The sequence below is a fragment of the Micromonospora sp. NPDC049559 genome, from assembly GCF_040676675.1.
Classification (GTDB): Bacteria; Actinomycetota; Actinomycetes; order Mycobacteriales; family Micromonosporaceae; genus JBFAPK01.
Map to the genome: position 1 here is coordinate 623,691 of NZ_JBFAPK010000001.1, position 17,397 is coordinate 641,087.

14 protein-coding genes and 1 pseudogene are annotated in these 17,397 nt (G+C 74.0%); 6 read left to right on the plus strand and 9 right to left on the minus strand.

Going from position 1 to position 17,397, the window contains the following annotated elements:
* Window positions 1–219: 219 nt before the first annotated feature.
* Window positions 220–939: a flagellar basal body protein FliL gene (locus tag AB0J86_RS02770; protein WP_363851367.1), complete on the minus strand. Its 720-nt coding sequence runs from the start codon at window positions 937–939 to the stop codon at window positions 220–222.
* Between the two features lie 167 nt (window positions 940–1,106).
* On the opposite strand from AB0J86_RS02770, the gene AB0J86_RS02775 reads away from it, so the two are divergent.
* Window positions 1,107–1,826 carry a prepilin peptidase gene (locus AB0J86_RS02775; RefSeq protein ID WP_363851369.1) on the plus strand — a complete coding sequence of 240 codons (720 nt, stop codon included), beginning with the start codon at window positions 1,107–1,109 and terminating at the stop codon, window positions 1,824–1,826.
* Between the two features lie 102 nt (window positions 1,827–1,928).
* On the opposite strand, the gene AB0J86_RS02780 is transcribed toward AB0J86_RS02775, so the two are convergent.
* The 5 genes from AB0J86_RS02780 to AB0J86_RS02800 all read right to left on the minus strand — a co-directional run bounded on the left by AB0J86_RS02780 (window position 1,929) and on the right by AB0J86_RS02800 (window position 8,903).
* On the minus strand, window positions 1,929–5,099 hold the full coding sequence (locus tag AB0J86_RS02780; protein WP_363851649.1) for a UvrD-helicase domain-containing protein: 3,171 nt from the start codon (window positions 5,097–5,099) through the stop codon (window positions 1,929–1,931).
* Window positions 5,100–5,242: 143 nt separating this feature from the next.
* Window positions 5,243–6,547, minus strand: coding sequence for a metallophosphoesterase (locus tag AB0J86_RS02785; protein WP_363851372.1), 1,305 nt, complete (start codon window positions 6,545–6,547; stop codon window positions 5,243–5,245).
* Between the two features lie 137 nt (window positions 6,548–6,684).
* Complete coding sequence (locus AB0J86_RS02790) at window positions 6,685–6,936, minus strand: MoaD/ThiS family protein (protein WP_363851375.1); 252 nt, start codon at window positions 6,934–6,936, stop codon at window positions 6,685–6,687.
* 3 nt (window positions 6,937–6,939) lie between these two features.
* Window positions 6,940–7,995, minus strand: a complete 1,056-nt coding sequence (moaA, locus tag AB0J86_RS02795) for a GTP 3',8-cyclase MoaA (protein WP_363851378.1) — start codon at window positions 7,993–7,995, stop codon at window positions 6,940–6,942.
* Window positions 7,996–8,012: 17 nt separating this feature from the next.
* Window positions 8,013–8,903, minus strand: a complete 891-nt coding sequence (locus AB0J86_RS02800; protein ID WP_363851380.1) for a fructosamine kinase family protein — start codon at window positions 8,901–8,903, stop codon at window positions 8,013–8,015.
* 200 nt (window positions 8,904–9,103) lie between these two features.
* Between AB0J86_RS02800 and AB0J86_RS02805 the strand changes: the two are divergent.
* Window positions 9,104–10,327: pseudogene (locus tag AB0J86_RS02805) on the plus strand (DUF4192 domain-containing protein); the annotation flags it as partial.
* A 236-nt stretch (window positions 10,328–10,563) separates the two neighbouring features.
* On the opposite strand, the gene fdhD reads toward AB0J86_RS02805, so the two are convergent.
* Window positions 10,564–11,421: a formate dehydrogenase accessory sulfurtransferase FdhD gene (gene fdhD, locus AB0J86_RS02810; protein WP_363851383.1), complete on the minus strand. Its 858-nt coding sequence runs from the start codon at window positions 11,419–11,421 to the stop codon at window positions 10,564–10,566.
* A 51-nt stretch (window positions 11,422–11,472) separates the two neighbouring features.
* Between fdhD and AB0J86_RS02815 the strand changes: the two genes are divergently transcribed.
* The 3 genes from AB0J86_RS02815 to AB0J86_RS02825 all read left to right on the plus strand — a co-directional run bounded on the left by AB0J86_RS02815 (window position 11,473) and on the right by AB0J86_RS02825 (window position 13,558).
* Window positions 11,473–12,072, plus strand: a complete 600-nt coding sequence (locus tag AB0J86_RS02815; protein ID WP_363851385.1) for an NTP transferase domain-containing protein — start codon at window positions 11,473–11,475, stop codon at window positions 12,070–12,072.
* Entirely contained in the window at window positions 12,069–12,323 is a 255-nt protein-coding gene (locus AB0J86_RS02820) for a DUF6457 domain-containing protein (protein WP_363851388.1), read from the plus strand. The genes AB0J86_RS02815 and AB0J86_RS02820 overlap by 4 nt, the downstream gene beginning before the upstream one ends.
* Before the next feature lie 143 nt (window positions 12,324–12,466).
* Window positions 12,467–13,558 (plus strand): hypothetical protein, encoded by a 1,092-nt coding sequence (locus AB0J86_RS02825; protein WP_363851390.1) that lies wholly within the window; start codon window positions 12,467–12,469, stop codon window positions 13,556–13,558.
* Window positions 13,559–13,618: 60 nt separating this feature from the next.
* On the opposite strand, the gene AB0J86_RS02830 is transcribed toward AB0J86_RS02825, so the two are convergent.
* Window positions 13,619–14,176, minus strand: a complete 558-nt coding sequence (locus AB0J86_RS02830; RefSeq protein WP_363851393.1) for a hypothetical protein — start codon at window positions 14,174–14,176, stop codon at window positions 13,619–13,621.
* 572 nt (window positions 14,177–14,748) lie between these two features.
* Here AB0J86_RS02830 and AB0J86_RS02835 point away from each other — a divergent pair.
* On the plus strand, window positions 14,749–15,222 hold the full coding sequence (locus AB0J86_RS02835; protein WP_363851396.1) for a hypothetical protein: 474 nt from the start codon (window positions 14,749–14,751) through the stop codon (window positions 15,220–15,222).
* A 182-nt stretch (window positions 15,223–15,404) separates the two neighbouring features.
* Here AB0J86_RS02835 and AB0J86_RS02840 read toward each other — a convergent pair whose 3' ends face one another.
* Entirely contained in the window at window positions 15,405–17,387 is a 1,983-nt protein-coding gene (locus AB0J86_RS02840; RefSeq protein WP_363851399.1) for a beta-propeller domain-containing protein, read from the minus strand.
* Between the last annotated feature and the right edge of the window lie 10 nt (window positions 17,388–17,397).

A 17,397-nucleotide genomic window follows, 5' to 3' on the forward strand; every position in this document is an offset into this window, starting at 1 on the left:
CGGCTGGCCCCACTGGGGCTCGGGCGCGGCCGGGGGGCCCGAGGCGGGCAGGGGCTGTGTGGGCGGAGCGCCATCGGCCCCGGGGATGGGCGGCTGCCCGGGCGGCGGCGGAGGCGGGTAGCCACCGGCCTGCTGCGCGGGCAGGGTGTACGGGTCTTCGGGTTGGCTCGGGCCGGGCGGTCCGTAGTTGGACATGAGCTCCCCAGGGGGTTTAGTGGTTCAGCGCAACTTGAGGCAGAGTACGAAGTCGAGCCCATCGAGCTCGCTGTTGAAGAAGTACCAGTCGGTGTAGCCCTCGACCTTCGAGCACTTGGTCTTGGCGTCATCCGCGCCGTTGGTCGGACCGTCGACCCGGGCGAGCACCTCGTAGGTCTTCGGTCCGCAGGGGGTGACGACGAGCTTGGGCTGCTTCGTGTCGCCCTCGTTCTGGACGCACTGGCCCGCCTTCACGAAGCGGGCGTCGGTCGACGGCTCCGAGGCCGGCGCGCTCGCCTGCGGTTCGGCGCTCGGGCTCGACCGGCCGGTCGGGGTCGGGGTGACCGTACCGCTCGCCGACGGCGTGGGAGTCGGATCCTCCTTCTGCGCGACGAGGTAGTAGGCGGCCGCGCCGCCGCCGCAGAAGAGCACCGCCACGGCGACGAACGCGCCGACCAGCAGTCCGGTACGCCGCCGGGGCGGCGGGGTGGTGTGCGGCGCCAGCGCCGGCGCGACGCCCGGATGTGCCGGCACCTGCTGCTCGTACCCGGGATAGGGGTAGCCGGTGTGCTGGTCGACGTAGCCGGAGGACGAGGTGGCCGCCGGCGGCGCCAGACCGGTCCAGGGGTCCTGGTCCCTCCACGGGTCGGCCGGCGGAGTGTAGGGCTCCTGCGACTGCCGGTCGGGCCACGGCTGCTGCGGTTGGCCGGAAGTCGGCCCACCGGGCGGTCCGTAGTTTGACATGGAGGGTCCTCCAGGCCGGAGAGTGGGAAGGCGGCTGACCGTGCCAGCGGCGGTGCTCTGGTCACCGTAGCGTGATACTCCGACAGGGCACCTAACGCAATTGTGTCGACTCATGGCAACTCGTCGCGGCCGGGCCGGCGTGCGCGAGGTCGCTAGCATCCGGACGCGTGTTCGCCGCGTTCGCCATCACCGTCGGCGCGGCGGCCGGCGCGCTCACCCCGTGGCTCGCGTACCGCTTGGCGACCGAACCGGGAACGCCGCCGCGGTCGGCCTGTCCGCGCTGCCTGCGGCCGTTTCCACCCGGCCTGGCCGGCTGGGTACGACCGACCGCCCGTTGCCCCGCCTGCCCGGCCCGGCTCGCGGCGGGCCCCTGGTGGGCGGCGTTCGCCGGCGCCGGCGTCTTCGGTCTGCTCGCCCTGGCCCGTCCGGCCGACCCGGCGCTGCCGGTCTTCCTCGCCGTGGCCGCGGTCGGTCTGCCGCTCGCCACCGTCGACCTCACCTGTCTCCGCCTTCCCGATCCGCTGGTGGCCACGGCCGCGATTACCGGCGGCGCCGGGCTGGCCGGGGTCGCGCTGACCGCCGGTACCGCGGACCAACTGCTGCGCGCCCTGGCCGCCGCGGCGTGCTGCCTGGTCGGGTACGCCGTGCTGGCGCTCCTGCCCGGCTCGCGGCTCGGCTTCGGCGACGTCAAGCTGGCCGGGGTGCTCGGTCTGCCGCTCGGCTGGCTCGGCTGGTCGCCGCTGCTGGTCGGCGTCGCCCTGCCGCACCTGCTGACCGGCGCGCTCGCGCTGGCGCTGCTGCTGACCGGCCGGGCCGCCCGGGGAACGCCGCTGCCCCTCGGCCCGGCCCTGCTGGCCGGCGCGCTGTTCGCGGTCGCGCTGGCGTGAGCGCGACCCGGGGTGCCGCCCGACCCGTGCCACGCCGCCCGGCCCGTCGGCCCCGAAGCAGCAGCAACTCTGGCGACCCTGGAGCAGCCGCAACTGGCGGTCCTAGAGCAGCCGCAACTGGCGGTCCTTGGGCCGGCGCGGTTCGCTGTCGCCGAAGCGCTCGAAGAGCCCGGCGTCGATCGCGTCCAGGAACGGCGTCGGGTCGCACTCCTGCTCCCGTCCGTGCCGCTGGCGCCGGCGGGCGTGGCTGACGTAGAGCCGGTCCTGCGCCCGGGTCAGCCCGACGAAGAAGAGGCGCCGTTCCTCGGCCACCTCGTCCTCGCTCGGCTTCCCACCGGGGAACCGCATGGGCAGCAGCCCGTCCTCGCAGCCGACCAGGAACACGACCGGGAACTCGAGCCCCTTCGCGGCGTGCAGGGTGAGCAGGGTGACCGCCTCGGCCCGAGGGTCCAGGGCGTCGACCTCGGCCCCCATGGCGATCTGGGAGAGGAACATCGGCAGGTCCTCGCCGCAGCGCTGGGCGAGCGGGGTGAGCAGGTCCACCGCCGCCCAGACGTCCTCCGGGCCGGGCCCGCCCGACGCGTCGAGCGTCGGCGTGGCGAGCCGTTCCGCGAGTACCTGCCCGGTGAGGCGTACCCGGGCGGCCAGCGGACCGCCGAGTCCGTCGGCGAGGCGCAGCTCGCGTGCGATCAGCGCGACGCCCGGCCGGTCCCGCAGCCGGTTGTGCGAGCGCTTCTGCACCGGTACGCCGGCGCGGGTCAGCGCGTCGACCACCGGTGCGGCCTGGGCGTCGGTGCGGTACAGCACGGCGATGTCGCCGAACGAGACGTTCGAGGTGCGGCCGTCGATCCGCCCCGAGTCCAGCGAGCGGTGGGAGAGACCGCCGACCAGGTCGTCGATGGTACGGACCACGAAGTCCGCCTCGTCGACGACGGAGGCGGCCGGGTAGCGCCCGACCAGCGGCGCCTCCGGGTCGAGCCGGGCCGGGTCCAGCCGCCGCCCCCGCACCAGCGACGACGGCGCGATCGCCTGCACCGCGGCGGCCAGGATCGGCGCGGAGGAGCGGTAGTTACGGGTCAGCCGCACCAGCCGCGCGTCGGTGAAGTCCTCGGAGAAGCGCAGGAAGTACGAGACGTCGGCGCCTCGGAACGAGTAGATGGCCTGGTCCGGGTCGCCGATGGCGCAGAGGTTGCCGTCGGCCGGGCTGAGCAGCCGGAGCAGCTCGTACTGCACCGCGTCGACGTCCTGGTACTCGTCCACGAAGATCCAGCGCCACCGGTCGCGGTACCGCGCCACCAGCGCCGGGTCCTCCCGGAGCAGCTCGACGGGAAGGGTGACCAGCTCGTCCAGGTCGACCAGCTGCCGCTCGCGCAGCAACTTCCGGTACGCCGCCGGGTCGTCGCCGGCCTCCTCGCGTACCGCAGTCCGCTCGACGTCGTCGGCGATGCGGAAGTCGACGGGCAGTCCGGCGGCCTCGGGGTTCTCCCGCAGGATCGACAGCCCGAGCGAGTGGAAGGTGCCGACCGTGACGTCCTCGGCGACCGGTCCGAGCAGACCGTCCAGCCGGGCCCGCAGCTCCTCGGCGGCCCGCCGGGTGAAGGTGATGGCCAGGCAGTGCTCCGGGAAGACGTTCAGCTCCGCGCAGAGGTACGCGATGCGGTGGGTCAGCGTCCGGGTCTTGCCGGTGCCGGGACCGGCCACGATCAGCAGCGGCCCACCGGGTGCCGAGGCGGCGACCCGTTGCATCGCGTCGAGCCGGTCGAGCAGCCCGGTGCCGACCTCCTCCATGCCGGCGAGCATCGGCTCGAACGGCTCGTGTGGCGAGACCGGCGGGGCGATCGGCGGCGGCGGGACCGGGGTGGCCGCGGGGCGGGCGGGACGGCGTTTCGGCTCGGCCTTGGCCACCGGCTTGCTCCGCGCCTTCGCCGGGGCGGCGGTCCGCTGCCGCGGTACCGGCATGTCGAAGAGCGCGTCGGCCTGCCCGCCGCCGGCGGTGCGGCCCAACTCGTCCGGGTCGAAGACCGTGATCACGCCGTACTCGCCGTCGTAGCCCGGGATCCGGCGGACGTCACCCCGGCGCAGCCGGCCGATCGCCTCGCCGAGCAGCTCGCCGCCGGCCCGGCCCACCTCGTCCAGCGGTACGGTCTGCAGGATCTCCAGCTCGGAGCCGAGTGCGGCGAGCAGGTTGTTGAACTGGCCCTCCACGGTCTTGGAGCGCGCGCCGACCCCGTTCAGCTCGCCGAGGATCTCCGCGAGCGGTACCAGGTGGGTCACCCGGGGCGCGTTCGCCGGCCGGTACCCTTCGGGCCGGTCGGCCAGGTCCTCGACGCGGCTGAGCACACCGACGGTGAGCGGCTTGCCGCACTCCGGGCAGCGCCCGCCGGCCTGCCGGGTACGCTCCGGCGCCCAGTTGACGCCGCAGAGCCGGTGACCGTCGGCGTGGTACTTGCCCTCCTCCGGGAAGAACTCGATCGTGCCGCTCAGCCCCTCGCCGGTACGCAGGGCCGAGCGCAGCGCGTAGTAGTCGAGTTCCGTGTCGAAGACCGTGGCCTCGCGGGCCAGCGCCGGCGGCGAGTGCGCGTCCGAGTTCGAGACCAGGCGGTACCGGTCCAGGCTGGAGACCCGCCAGTTCATCTCGGGGTCGGAGGAGAGCCCGGTCTCCACGGCGAAGATGTGCTCGGCGAGGTCGGCGTAGCAGTCGGCGATGGCGTCGAAGCCGGACTTGGAACCGAGGGCGGAGAACCAGGGCGTCCAGATGTGCGCCGGCACCAGGTACCCGTCGGGGCTCGCCTCAAGCGTGATCTCCAGGAGGTCCCGCGAGTCGAGGCCGAGGATCGGGCGGCCGTCCGAGCCGAGGTTGCCGATGCGGCCGAGCGCGGTGTTGAACCGGGCCACGGCGTCCAGGTCGGGCAGGTAGATGAGGTGGTGCACCTTGCGGGTCCGGTCGTCCCGCTTGTAGATCGTGGAGATCTCCACGCTCAGCATGTACCGCACCGGGTTCGCCTCGGCGGCCGAGGCCAGCCGCGGCGGCAGCCGGCGGGCGATGTCCCGCTCGTCTTCCTCGCTCAACCGGTAGAGCCCGGGCTCGGCGGGGCGCAGCGTCTGACGGAGGTGGTCGAACCAGGCGGGGTGGGTGAAGTCGCCGGTACCGAGCAGGCTCACCCCCTTGCGCCGGGCCCACCAGGCCAGGTTCGGCAGGTTCAGGTCCCGGCTGCAGGCGCGCGAGTACTTCGAGTGGATGTGCAGGTCCGCGACGAACTGACGGGTGCCCACAGAGGAGCCGCCGGAGCTGGCGGCGCTAGACGGAAGCACGCCGCATCCTGTCACGCCCCGACCCGCCTCGGCGTGTCGCCACGCGTGAGTGTGATCCTCCCGTCCCGCCCGGACGAGTCCCCCGGCGGCGGCGCCCGGGGCGATCAGGCCGTGCTGCGCAGCTCCACCAGCGTCACCTGCGGCGGGGCGCCGACGCGTACCGGCGGGCCCCAGAACCCCGCCCCGTTGGTCACGTAGAGCCGCGTACCGTCGATCGTGGCCAGTCCGGAGACCACCGGCTGCTCCAACCGGACCACGTAGTCGAAGGGCCAGAACTGGCCGCCGTGGGTGTGCCCGGAGAGCTGCAGGTCCACGCCGTGCCGGGCGGCCTCGCGCACCTGGACGGGTTGGTGTGCCAGCAGCACCACGGGCCGGCTGGTGTCGCGGTCGCCGAGGGCGGCGTCGAAGTCCGGACCGGGCGCGCCTCGTTCGGTGGCGACCAGATCGTTGATCCCGGCGAGGTCGAGCACGCCGCCCGGAGTGACGATCCCGGTGCGCTCGTTCTGCAGCACCCGCAGGCCGAGCCGGTCCACCTCGGCGATCCATTCCGCGGCACCGGAGTAGTACTCGTGGTTGCCGGTCACGAAGAAGCTGCCGTACCGCGAGCGCAGCCCGCGCAGGGGCGCGGCGGCGGGGCCCAGCGCCTCGACCGTACCGTCGACCAGGTCGCCGACCACCGCCACCAGGTCCGCGTCGAGCCGGTTGATGGCGGCGACGATCCGTTCGGCGTGCGCCCGGCCGTTCAGCGGACCGAGGTGGATGTCGGAGACGGTGGCGATCCGCAGCCCGTCCATGCGACGGGGGAGCTTGGCGAGGGGGATCCGCACCCGGTCCAGTCGCGGCGGACCGGTCGCGACGCGCACGCCGTACCCGGTCACGCCGGTGGCGGTGAGTCCGGCGACGATGGCGGCTCCCCGGGCCAGCAGCAGCCGCCGGCCGGGGTCGTGCTCGGGTCCGACCCGGGACGCACCGGCCCCGCCCTCCGCCGGCGGTGCGACGGTTTCCTCCGGCGGGGCGATGGTGGCGACGGCCTCGGCGGTCGGCCGTTCGACCGTGGCGGTGTTGCCGACCGCGGCCGGCTGCGGCACCGGGCGGGCGGTCGCCGCGCGGGCTCGCCGGCGCAGCAGCAGCCGTACCGCGAGCACCGGTGCTTCGAGCGCGAGCAGCACCAGCACCAGGTAGAACATCAGCGCCAGCCAGAGGTAGCCCGGCCAGGTCAACCAGAGCAGGCCGGCCTCGGTACCGATCAACGTGGTCGGTACGGCGACGCCGAGCAGCACCAGGGCGGCGCTGCCCAGCCGCCGCCCGGTGCCGGGGCGGGTGGTGTCGCGGACCAGCCGTTTCCACAGGTAGAGATGGACCAGGCCGGCGCCGAGCGTCAGGGCGGCCAGGAACCACAGCGGCGCCATGCCGCCAATCTAGCCGCCGCCCGGCACGGGAGGGCCGGGATGCCCCCAGGCCGCCGTGAAGGGCGGGCCGGCGTCTGTGCTCCCGGCCGCCCGCGCGGCGGCGTCGTTCCTGGGCCGCGAGCGGGGCGGCGTCGTTTCTAGCCGCCGGCGAAGGGTGGCAGCACGTCCACCGTCGCCCCGTCCGGCAGGCGGGCCTGCCGGTCGTGCCAGCTGACGCCGTCGACCAGGAAGCTCGCCATCTTGAGCACCGTGGCGAGCCGCTCGCCGTGCCGGGTGCCGAGGTCGGTGGTCAGCTCGTCCAGGCTCCGGTCGCCGGATACCGACTCCACGCTGGTCCCGGCCGCGGCCCGGGCCGCGGCGAAGTACCGGACGGTCAACTCGTGCGCCACGGTTCAGCCTCCGATCGCCGACATCGGGCGGGCCGGTTGCAGGAAACTCGGATCGTCGATGCCGTGCCCGGCGCGCTTGCCCCACATCGCCACCCGCCAGCGCCGGGCGATCTCCTCGTCGTCCGCGCCGGCGCGGAGCGCCCCGCGCAGGTCCGACTCCTCGGTCGCGAAGAGGCAGGCGCGGACCTGGCCGTCGGCGGTGAGCCGGGTACGGTCGCAGTCGCCGCAGAACGGTCGGGTGACGCTCGCGATGACGCCCACCTTCGCCGGCCCGCCGGAGGGGTCGGTGGCGCCCTCGACCAGCCAGGTCTCGGCGGGCGCGCCGCCGCGCTCGGCCGGGTCGGGGTGCAGCGTGAACTCGGCGCGCAGCGCGGTCAGGATCTCCTCGGCGGTGATCATCGAGGAGCGGTCCCAGGCGTGCTGGGCGTCGAGCGGCATCTGCTCGATGAACCGCAGCTGGTAGCCGTGCGCGAGGGCGAAGCGCAGCAGCGCGGGGGCCTCGTCGGAGTTGACGTCCCGCATCAGCACGGAGTTGATCTTCACCGGGGTGAGCCCGGCCTCGGCCGCACCGGCCAGTCCGGCCAGCACGTCGTCCAGCCGGTCGCGGCGGGTCAGCCGGGTGAAGCGCTCCCGGTCGATCGTGTCCAGCGAGACGTTCACCCGGTCGAGCCCGGCGTCGCGCAGCGTGCGGGCCATCCGCGCCAGCCCGATGCCGTTGGTGGTGAGCGACAGCGTCGGGCGTGGTTCCAGCGCGGCGACGGCCGCGACGATGGCCGGCAGGCCGGGCCGGATCAGCGGCTCGCCGCCGGTGAACCGGACCTCGGTGACGCCGAGCCGCCGCACCGCGATCCGGACCAGGCGGATGATCTCCTCGTCGTCGAGCAGATTCCGCTGGGGCAGCCAGGCCAGCCCTTCGGCCGGCATGCAGTACGTGCAGCGCAGGTTGCAGCGGTCGGTCAGGGAGACCCGCAGATCGGTCGCGGCTCGCCCGAACCGGTCCACCAAACGGTCGTCATTCGGTCGGCCTACGCTTACCGGGGCCGACGGCGGGATGCCCATTGCTCGACCGTAGCGCGTCACCGGTGGAGGACGGAGCGGGCCGCACGAGCTACCTCTTCCCGGTACGCGCCGCCGAACAGCGCGGTGTGCACCAGGAGCAGCTGCAACTGGTGCAGCGGTACCCGGTCCCGCCATCCGTCGGCGAGCGGCCAGACCTCCTGGTAGGCGGCGAGTACGCGGTCGAGGTGAGGTGCCCCGCCCCAGAGCGCCAGCTGGGCCAGGTCCGTCTCCCGGTGTCCCCCGTGCGCGGCCGGGTCGACCAGCCAGACCCGGCCGTCCGCACCCCAGAGCAGGTTGCCCGGCCACAGGTCGCCGTGCACCCGGGCGGGCGGCTCGTCCCCGCCGTACCGGTCGACGCCGGCGATCACCTTCCGCACCAGGGCGGCCTCGGTCCCAGTGAGCGCGCCGTTGTCGACCGAGCGCCGCAGATGTGGTTCGAGCCGGTGTGCGGCGAACCACTCCGGCCAGGGACCGGGCGACGGGGCGTTCTCCTGGGGAAGCGCGCCGATGAACCCGATCCACTCGGCACCGAAGGCGGGCGCGCCCGCGCGGTGCAGGGCGGCCAGTTCTCGCCCGAAGCGTTCGGCCGCAGCCGGGCTCGGCTCGCCGGGCTCCACCCACTCCAGCGCCAGCAGCTCAGGCAGCGCCACGATCACCTCGGGGACCGGTACCGCCCCGGCCGAGCGCAGCCAGCACAGACCGGCCGCCTCGGTGGCGAAGAAGCCCTCCGGCGCCGGCGTTCCGGACCGCTCCGGCCAGGTCTTGGCGAACACCGAGTTGCCGTCGTCGAGCGTCAGCCGGGTGGCCGTGCAGATGCTGCCGCCCGGCACGGGCGTCTCCCGGATTCGCTGGTGGGTCAGGAAGGTGGGCAGGTGTCGCGGGTGCTCCCGGAGGTAGGCCAGGTCCATGCCTGCAAGGTAGTCGCCGGATATCGCCCGCGGGCCGCCCGGCACGTCACGGTGCCAAAATATCGACCGATTGCTATTTCTATTCTGACCTGCGGAACTACCCAGCGTGGCTGTGGACAACGCCGTGTCGATCACTAGTTCATCCACAGGGGTGGATGGGGACTTCCCGGCGCGCGGCGTGGCGGGCGACCCTACCCGGTATGAATCCCTCCGACCAGCCGCCGCTCTCGCTGCGTACCCCCGCCGACGTCATCGCGGCCGTGCCCTACCTGCTGGGCTTCCATCCCGCCGACAGCCTGGTGGTGGTCGCGCTGCGCGGAAAGCGGGTCGTCTTCGTGGCCCGGGGCGACCTGCCTGGCCCCGCCACCGGCCCCGCCGTCCCTTCCGGCCTCGCCTCTTCTGGTCCCGCCTCTTCTGGTCCCGCCTCTTCCGGATCCGGCCCGCTCCCCGGTCCCGACGGGGCCGGCCGGGCCCGCGACTCCGGGTCGGCGGCCCTCGGACCCCTCGGACCCCTCGGACCTGGGGCCGCTGCCGGGCCCGGGATCGTCGGACCGGGGCCCGGGTCCCGCGATCCCGGGTCCGGCCCGGTCGGTGACCTCGACACCCTGGACCTCGACGACGTGGCCCGCCACATCGCGGCGGTCGTCGGCCGGCAGAGCGCCGACACCGCCACCGTCATCGGCTACGGCCCGCCCGAGCGGGTCACCCCTGCCGTCGACGCGGTCCGGACCGAACTCGCGCGGGCGGGCCTGCGCGTCCTCGACGCGCTGCGGGTCACCGGATCGCGGTACTGGTCGTACCTCTGCGACGATCCGCACTGCTGCCCGCCGGAGGGGAAGGCGTTCGACCCCTCCACCAGTCGGGTCGCCGCGGCGGCCACCTTCGCGGGCCAGGTCGCGCTCCCCGACCGGGCCGCCCTGGTCCGGCTGCTCGATCCCGTGGTCGGCGCCGCCCGCGAGGCGATGCGGCTGGCGACCGTTCGCGCCGACCAGAGCCTCACCCGGCTGCTGGCCGCCGCGCCGACGGAACCGCGGCGGGCCCGCGAACTGCGTACCGCCGGCGAGTCGGCGGTACGGGTGGCGCACGACCGCCACCGGCGCGCGGATCGGCTCATTGACGACGAGGTCGCCTGGCTGAGCCTCCTCCTCGACCACATTCCCGTGCGGGACCACGCCTGGCGGCGCACCGGCCCCGAGGACTGGCAACAGTCACTCTGGGGCGACCTGGTGCGTCGGGCCGAGCCCGGCCTGGTGGCCGCGCCCGCGAGCCTGCTCGCCTTCTCGGCCTGGCGCGCCGGGCAGGGTGCGCTGGCCGCGGTCGCGATCGAGCGCGCGCTGAGCGACCGGCCGGGCTACTCGATGGCGCTGCTGCTGGAGGACGTGCTGCGCAACGGTGTGCAACCCTCCACGGTGGAGGCATGGCCCCGGGTCCGGCGCCCGGGCGCCCGCCGGGGTGCCTCCGGCCGGCCGCCCGGCGGCGAGGCCCGAGCCAGGGCGGACGCTGACCGGTCGCGCACGCGGGCCCGCCCGTCCGGTGGCGAGCCGACCCGCCGCGCCCGGCGACCCCGGCGGCCGGTCCGGTGAGGACCGGAGGCGCGGTCGGCGCGGCGCCGCGCGGTTGGGCAGGGCGGTCGGCCGCGCCGGGGCGGACGGGCGGAACCTCAGACGTCGACCCGGGAACCGCCGGTGTAGACGTTCATGGTGCTGCCGCGCAGGAAGCCGACCAGGGTCATGCCGGCCTCGGTCGCCAGGTCGATGGCGAGCGTGCTCGGCGCGGAGACCGCGGCGAGCAGCGGTACCCCGGCCATCCACGCCTTCTGCGTCAGCTCGAAGCTGGCCCGCCCGGAGACCAGCAGGACGTGGCCGCTCAGCGGAAGCCGGCGCTGGCGTACCGCCCAGCCGATCACCTTGTCCACGGCGTTGTGCCGGCCGACGTCCTCGCGCAGCACCACCAGGTTCCCCTCGGCGTCGAAGAGCCCGGCGGCGTGCAGCCCGCCGGTCTTCTCGAACTCCCGTTGCGCGGCGCGGAGCCGGTCGGGCAGGGCCGCGAGGGTGGTCGCCGGCACGCAGAGCGGGTCGCCGGCCACGTCGAACCGGGACCGGGTACGAATCGCGTCGATGCTCGCCTTGCCGCAGACCCCGCACGAGCTGGTGGTGTAGAAGTTCCGGGTCGGGTCGGTCTCCGGCGCCGGCACGCCGGGGGAGAGCACCACGTCCACCACGTTGTACGTGTTCGGCATGTCGGTACCGGCGCAGAGCTGTGCGGTGGCCACGTCGTCGGCGGAGCGGATCAGCCCTTCGGTCAGCAGGAAACCCATCGCCAGGTCGAGGTCGTCGCCGGGCGTACGCATCGTCACGGCGAGTGGTGCCCGGCGTCCCGGCCCGGCCGGACCGACCCGGATCTCGAACGGCTCCTCGGCCGAGAGGCTGTCCGGCCGGCGTACCGACACCCTGCCACCGGCGGACTCGGCCGCCAGGTCGATTCGCAAGACCGTACGCCGGTCAGTAACCCGTCCCATGCCGCCATACTGCCTCGCGCGAGTCGTCCCCCGCACGGCTACCGTGGCCGGATGGAGGCATTCGCTGCGGTGGTGCTCACCGGGGGCGGCGCCCGACGGATGGGCGGCATCGACAAACCGGCCGTGCCGGTCGGCGGCCAGCCAATGCGCGACCGGGTGCTCGACGCCGTCTCCGGCGCGTCGGCGCGGATCGTCGTGGGGCCGGCGACGGGCCTGCCACCGGACGTCCGGCACACCCGGGAGGACCCGCCGGGCGGCGGTCCGGTCGCGGCGACGGAGGCCGGGCTGGCGCTGCTCGATCCCGACCCGCCGACCACCGTCCTGCTCGCCGCGGACCTGCCGCTGCTCACCGCCGAGGCGGTACGGTCCCTGGTCGAGCACGTCTCCGGCGCGGCCGTAGACGGGGCGGTGTACCTGGACGACGGTGGACGCCGGCAGTTGCTCTGCGGCGCGTGGCGTACGGCGGCGCTGCGGGCCGCGCTGGCCCGGGTACGCGCCGGGCGGGGCGGCACGCTGGCGGGCGCGTCCATCCGGGGGCTGGTCGCCGACCTGACGGTGGCCGAGCTGTCGTGGACCCGATCCGGGCCGCCGCCGTGGTGGGACTGCGACACTGACGACGACGTACGCCGCGCGGAAGAGTGGATTCGATGAACGCGATGGACCAGTGGGTGACCGCCGCCTGCGCCGAACTCGGGGTGCCCGCGTCACAGGTGCGGGTGCCGGTGGTGCTGGATCTCGCGCGTGACGTGGCGCACCACGTCCTGCGCCCGGGCGCGCCGGTGACCGCGTACCTCCTGGGACTCGCGGTCGGGCGGGGCGCCGATCCGGAGACGGCCGCGGCCCGGCTCGCGGAGCTGGCCAAGAACTGGCCGGCCGCGGGGAATCCGGTCGAACCGGCCTGATTCCGGCGAGGCGTACGCGGCACTACGGCCACTCGCCCGCACGGCCGTACGCGTCGCCGGCCCTGACTGTCCGATCGGGGTCCGCGCTATCCCCTCCCTCCGATGCGCTGGATAGGGTGTGTGCCTGACGGACGGAGGGGATCATGAGGGCGGACCACACCCCGGTGACCGAGGACGACGTGACCGGCGACACGCCGGACCCGATCCTGCTCGACGAGTCGACCACCGCCGATCTCCAGGCGAAGGTGACCGAGGCGTGGCAGGAGTTCGCCCGCGCGCTGGCCGGTTGCCTCCGTACCCTTCCCGTCGGCGCGCAGATCGCGCTCACGCTCGACCCCACCGCCTCCGGCACGGACGACGCCATCTACTCGGTCAGCCTGGAGATCGGCGACGCCGGTGCGGTCCGGGCTCGCGCGGTCGGCAACGCGGTGCTGCCGCAGGGCTTCCGGCTCAACCGCGCCGCCGTCGCCGACATGGTCGCGCTCGGCTGGTCCCCGCCTGGCGTGGTGGAGGGCTCGGGGGAGCACTTCGGGCTGCGCGGTACGACCGCGGAGGCGAGCCGGCTCGCGAGCATCGTCTCCCGCACCCTCCGGGACGTGTACGGCGCGCCGCACCCCGCGTTCCTGGTCTACTCGGCGCAGGACGTCGACGGCGAACCCGTACCGGTCGAGCCGCTCGGCACCGCCCGGCCCGAGCCGGTCGCCGACGAGGACCTGGCGCTCGATCTCGAAGAGCTGACCACCACGCGGGCCGAGCAGGGCGGCGAGCCGGCGATTCCCCTGGAGGAGCAGGTCCGTACCGTCGTGTCGGCGATGCTGAAGTCGGACACGGAGCAGCTCCAGGTCGACTCCGACGGTGACATCAACATCCGCGCCGGTTCGGCCATGGTCTTCGTCCGGGTGCGGGACAATCCCCCGCTGGTGGACGTCTTCTCCCCGATCCTCACCGAGGTGGAGCCGACCGAGCAGCTGTACGTCAAGCTCTCCGAGCTGACCAACCGGATGCCGATCGGCCGGCTCTACTGCACCAACGACACCGTCTGGGCGTCGATCCCGGTCTTCGGGCGCAACTTCCAGCCGACCCACCTGATGCTCGCCGTCCAGGTGATGACCGGGCTCGCCGACGAACTGGACGACCGGCTGCACGGGGAGTTCGGCGGCAAGCGGTTCTTCGGCGAGGGCGACCGGCCGAGCCAGCGCGACTCCGGCGAGCACCGCACCGGCATGTACCTCTGACGTCGCGAGAACCGGAAGACCCCCGACCACGTACGGCCGGGGGTCTTCCTGATTGATGCCTCAGCAGCCCTTGGCCGCGCCCGAGTAGCGGCCGTCGATGGAGATCGGCTTCAGGAACGTGATGTCAGAGAAGGACCCCCAGCTGACGTAGGAAGTGCGTGGGCTGACGGTGTTGCAGGGAACGGACGACACGAGGACAGCCGTGCCCTTGAAGTTGCGGAAGTCCTTCTCCGGTGGGAAGAGACCGCGATGAGCGGGCAGCGTCGTCTTCGAGTCCGCCCAGGCCAGCTTGCTGGTGAGGCGGATGTTGTGGCGCTGGGTGCACTTCACGGAGGTGCGCGCGTACAGCCGGTTCTGCGACACGAACGGCTTCGAAACGGTGACCTTGCAGTCCTTGGCGGTCGGGCCGGCGGCGCTCGCCTGGGTACCGGCCGCGGCCGTACCGGCCATCGCCTCACTGTCGGCGTCGTGCGTCACCGACTCGACGGTGAGCGTCGGGCCGCTGGTGGTGTGGTTGGATCCGGCGCTGGCCAGATTGGCGGTACCGACTATCACCAGACCAAGAGCCGCTGCCGCGGTGAGCAGCGGCAACACCTTGTTCTTCAGAACGGATCGCATGTGTGGCTCCAGAATTGATGGGGCGGGAGAATGGAAGGCGGCGAGTAGGGGCCCCGGGGTTTCGCCGGCGATGACAGCTCAGCGCGTCACTGGGCGTATCGGCAATGGCACTCGTCGTACGGGACAATCCCGTACCGGCGGCCCGGACCGCCCTGTCCTGCCCCGCCCCCGATCCGAGCCCGCCGGGACTGTCCCGGCTCGACAGGGACATTCACCCAGACTGTTTCGGCTTTGCGGCGACATCCGCCGAGGTTGCCTCGGTTCCGCCCGGACGGGACGGCCGGATGCCGCGACGCGGTGTCGGCACAAGTCCGGTGCCGTCGCTTGCCGGAGGGGTGGTCGTGCGTCGAGCCGGTCCGGTGACGGGCGCCCGGGCCGGTCCGTGGTTCCCCGTCCGAGCTGACGCGGTGCGAGACCAGCCCTGATGGCACAGTTCGCGGGCGTTGTCTATCCCGATTTGCGGCGTTGCGTACGCGGATGACTCCGATGCATGCTCTTCGTGTTCAATTCGTCACCGCTTGTTGCGCGGGGCGGTGGCCTGGACGAGACCGTGCGCGAACCGGGAGGTTTCTGTGATCAACAACCGCTCGCCCCACCCGAAGCCCTCCCGCTCGCAGCAGCTCGACCCCGGCGCCGACGTCCTCGCCGTGCTCGACGGTGCCGACGTCTCCGAGCCGGTACGCGCGGCCGTCGAACACGCGCTGAACGCGCCACCGGCACCGAACCCGAGACCGACGCACCGGTCCTGGCCGGAGACGGACGCGCTCGTGCCGTACACGCTCCACCTGACCTTTCCCGCCACCGACCTGGACGACGCGCGGTCGCACGCGATCACGTACGTCGAGGGGCTGAGCCTGCTCCGGCCCGAGCTGGGCATCCATCCGCCGTCGCTGTCCCGGGCCGACTCCTGGAGCCAGCACGAGCCGCTCTACTGCGGGGCCGTCGGCCCGGACGCCGAGATCTGCGCGGACGTACGCAACCACCCGGGCTTCCACCGGGCCGCCGGGCTGGGTGGGCTCTGCTGGGGCGGCGGGGTCGACTACTGACCCTGCCCGACCCGACTCGGCCGAACCCAACCCCGGCCCGACCTGACCCGACCTGACCTGACCCGACCCGACCTGACCCGACCCGGCCTGACCTGACCTGACCCGACCGGCCCGGGCGGTGAGGGGGCGGAGGGTGGGGCCCAGAACCCCGAGACCGGGCCCCACCCTCCAGGGAGGAGGAGTCACGTCATGGCGAGCCAGCTCAGCGTGCGCATCCCCGCGACGCTGGTGGCCTTGAGCCCGGCCGCCGACAGGGTCCAGAGGACCCCGTCGACGACCAGGGAACGTCGGATCCCGCCGCCGCCGGGTCCGCCCGTTCCGGTGACACCCTCCGCGTGGTCGATCACGCCGACCTCGGTGAAGCCGCGGTCGTCGACCCGCAACACCCGGGCCGCGGGCTCCACCGCCGCGGGTTTCGCCGACCCGGGGCGACCGGCGAACGTCGTCATGCCGCTGACCGGTACGACCAGCAGTCGGTCGGCGGGCCAGTAGAGGAAGGCGTGCGGGTCGTGCTCGGCCTCCGAGTGGTCGCCCGGCACGTGGTACTGGGCCAGCCGGGCCGGCTTCGCCGGGTCGCGGACGTCGAAGAGGGATACCTGGGTCCCCTGGGTCCGCCCCCGCGCGTCCGCCTCCTGCCCGATCCCGATCAACCGGCCCTCCGCCGCCGGGTGCAGGTACGCCGAGTACCCGTTCACCTTCAACTCGCCGACCAGCCTCGGCGCGGCGGGGTCGCGCAGGTCGAGCGTGTAGAGGGGATCCGTCTGCCGGAAGGTCACCACGTAGCCGGTGGCGCCGAGGAACCGTACGGCGTAGATCCGTTCGCCCCGGCCCAGGCCGGTGACCCGGCCGGTCTCGGTCAGCCGCCCGCCGGCGGCGCGCAGCACGTACACGGCGGAACTGGTCGCGGCGGCGTCCCCGCCGGTCTCGTCGCTGGTCGTGGCCACCCGCAGGTGACCGTCCCACTCCGAGAGCGCGTACTGGTTGATCAGGTGGCCGGGAACCTGGGCCGAGGTGACGTAGCGGGGGCGCCCGGCCCCGGCGACGTCGAACTGGTAGATCTCGGTGGCCGGCTCGCCGGCCGGTCCGCCGTCCGGCTGCCCGGGCCCGACCGCGCCGAACGGGCGCCTGCCCCACCAGCCCGGGTCGTTGGCCAGGTAGAGCCGCTCGCCGTTGCTGTAGACGGTCTCCCCGTCGGCGGCCACGGAGACCGGGTCGCCGTCGCCGAGCGTGGTGGCGCCGAGGTCGAAGCTGAGCAGGGTGACGACCGATCGCCCCGAGTACGTCGCGGGGCGGCTCAGCCGCTCGCAGCCCACCCGCCCGTTGGTGGTACGGCCCCCGGAGCTGACCTGATAACCGGGCAGCCAGGCGTCGATGGGGGCCTGGTCGATCGCCCGCCGCTCGGCCTCCGCGCGCTTTCCGGGCGTCGCGCGGTCGTCGTCCGGAACGTCCAGCCGGAGCGCGGAGCGGACGACCACGCGTACGGTGGCGCCGGACTGGCGTGCGTCCAGGAGGGCGGCGTCGATCCGGTACGTGCCGACCAGCGTCGGCTTGCCGGTCAGGTCCACCAGCAGCAGGCGGGGCCCGCCGGGTTCGCCCGGTGCCGGGCGCGACCCGGCCGGTCGCGGAAGGACGGGTGTCACGCCCGTGGCGCCGCCCATCAGCACCAGGGCCCGGTCGCCGTGCAGGAGCAGGTTCGCCGCGCCGAAGCGGTACGGGTCGCCCGCGCCCTGAGCGAGGTCGAGTTCGCCGGTGACCCGGCGGGTGGCCGGGTCGATCACCCGCAGCGTTCCCGAGCCGACGGTGACGATCCGGCGGCCGTCGGTCTTGATCAGGTCGGGCTCGTCCGCGCCGGGCTCGTGCGTGTTGGTTCCCGAGTAACCGGGTGCCGCGGCCCCGGCGGCCGGCGCCCCGACGGCCCGCCGGTCGTCCCGGGTGCCCGGCCGGGCCGCGTCGGCCGGCACGACCTCCTCGATCTCGGAGACCGAGGCCTTGGCCGCCGCCCGCAGCCCGGCCAGCGCCTCGTCGCACGAGTCGAACGCGACGAGCTGAAGGCGCCCGACGGGTGGGGCCGGGTCCCGGCGCGGTGCCGGCTGGCTCGTACACCCGGCGAGCAGGACGAGCGCCGCGGCGGCACCGGCGGAGCGGGGGCCACACCTGGGGGTCATGCACCGTCTG

Bases quoted from the DNA above. Each gene is read 5' to 3' on its own strand.
- AB0J86_RS02800 (WP_363851380.1), bottom strand. From the start codon at position 8,903: ATGGACCTGGCCTACCTCCGGGAGCACCCGCGACACCTGCCCACCTTC.
- AB0J86_RS02815 (WP_363851385.1), top strand. From the start codon at position 11,473: ATGGAGGCATTCGCTGCGGTGGTGCTCACCGGGGGCGGCGCCCGACGG.
- AB0J86_RS02785 (WP_363851372.1), bottom strand. From the start codon at position 6,547: ATGGCGCCGCTGTGGTTCCTGGCCGCCCTGACGCTCGGCGCCGGCCTG.
- AB0J86_RS02820 (WP_363851388.1), top strand. From the start codon at position 12,069: ATGAACGCGATGGACCAGTGGGTGACCGCCGCCTGCGCCGAACTCGGG.
- fdhD (WP_363851383.1), bottom strand. From the start codon at position 11,421: ATGGGACGGGTTACTGACCGGCGTACGGTCTTGCGAATCGACCTGGCG.
- moaA (WP_363851378.1), bottom strand. From the start codon at position 7,995: ATGGGCATCCCGCCGTCGGCCCCGGTAAGCGTAGGCCGACCGAATGAC.
- AB0J86_RS02770 (WP_363851367.1), bottom strand. From the start codon at position 939: ATGTCAAACTACGGACCGCCCGGTGGGCCGACTTCCGGCCAACCGCAG.
- AB0J86_RS02825 (WP_363851390.1), top strand. From the start codon at position 12,467: ATGAGGGCGGACCACACCCCGGTGACCGAGGACGACGTGACCGGCGAC.
- AB0J86_RS02830 (WP_363851393.1), bottom strand. From the start codon at position 14,176: ATGCGATCCGTTCTGAAGAACAAGGTGTTGCCGCTGCTCACCGCGGCA.
- AB0J86_RS02840 (WP_363851399.1), bottom strand. From the start codon at position 17,387: ATGACCCCCAGGTGTGGCCCCCGCTCCGCCGGTGCCGCCGCGGCGCTC.